Origin of the sequence: Paenibacillus hemerocallicola, assembly GCF_006265175.1 — a bacterium.
GTDB lineage: Bacteria > Bacillota > Bacilli > Paenibacillales > NBRC-103111 > Paenibacillus_AB > Paenibacillus_AB hemerocallicola.
Window position 1 is genome coordinate 1 of the sequence record NZ_VDCQ01000154.1, and the last position, 1,186, is coordinate 1,186.

Consider the following 1,186-nt stretch of genomic DNA (forward strand, 5'->3'; position numbering starts at 1 on the left):
TGCTCTTCTGTCAATAAAGTAGACACCATTAATTTAAGCTGCACTCGCGTAATAAAGTTGCTCAAAACGCACCGGTGACATATACCCGATGGTACTATTGGAGCGTTTTCGGTTGTAGAAGAATTCAAGATAGCGGTAGAGCTTTTGCTGTGCTTCTTCCTTGGTCTTGAACTTGGGCTTACTGTAGATGAGCTCGCGCTTTAAGATACTGTGAAAGGCTTCGATACAGGCGTTATCATAGCAATTACCCTTGCGACTCATACTTGGTTTCATTTTATAGCGCTCCAACTGGGCACGGTAGTCTTTGGCGGCATACTGTGAACCGCGGTCGGAGTGGTGAATCAAACCCTTGGGGGGCTTCTTGGCAGCATACGCCATATTCAATGCATCCAGGGTAAGGTCAATCGTCATGCGATCGCTAAGCTTCCATCCCACAATTTGTTTCGTGTACAGGTCCAGAATACTGGCAAGGTAGAGCTTTCCTTGACGGCACGGGATGTAGGTGATGTCGGCCACCCACTTTTCGTTTGGTTTCGTGGCCGTGAAATCTTGTTGCAGCACGTTGGGAGCAATAGGCAGGTCATGCTTGGAATCGGTCGTGGCGACCCTGAACTTACGGGCCATGCACGAACGAAGGCCGAGTTCACGCATGATGAGGCCTACCGTGCGCTCCGAGACGGTCCATCCTTCCTTCACCAGCTCGCGCCGGATTCGGGGGCTGCCGTAGGTTTCCTCCGAGTCGTAGAAGTGCCATCTCACCCGCTCGGTCAGCGTTGCTTTGCGCTTCGCCCGCTCGGATGCCTCTGAGGCCTGCCACTTGTAATAGCCGCTCCTGGACACCTGAAATACGCCGCACATCTTCTCCAATCGAAACTCGGAGCGATGATCTTCGATAAATTGGAACCTCAGTTCCTTTCTTTGCTGAAGATGTGCATGGCCTTTTTTAGGATCGCAATCTCTTCCTTCAGATCCTCAATTTCACGTTTTTGCTCTTCGAGGAGTTGCGATTGCTGACGAAGGGTTTCCCCTTGATTCACAGGCTCATGTTCGAATTCCCGGTACTTTCCGACCCAGTTCCGTAACGTACCTGGATTGATATTCAGCTCATCGGCGAGCTGCTCCAGCGTCTTCGCCTGCTCTTGCACATACTTTACCGCTTCACGTTTAAACGTCTCGTTATAGCGTT

General features: G+C 50.8%; 2 protein-coding genes. Both read right to left on the reverse strand.

What is annotated here, in order from left to right; translation table 11 throughout:
- Nucleotides 1–33: 33 nt before the first annotated feature.
- Nucleotides 34–909 (reverse strand): IS3 family transposase, encoded by an 876-nt coding sequence (locus tag FE784_RS40535; RefSeq protein WP_342779177.1) that lies wholly within the window; start codon nt 907–909, stop codon nt 34–36.
- Nucleotides 906–1,186: transposase (locus FE784_RS40540; protein WP_139607979.1), on the reverse strand; the 281-nt coding region annotated here is incomplete at its 5' end. The genes FE784_RS40540 and FE784_RS40535, both read right to left, overlap by 4 nt.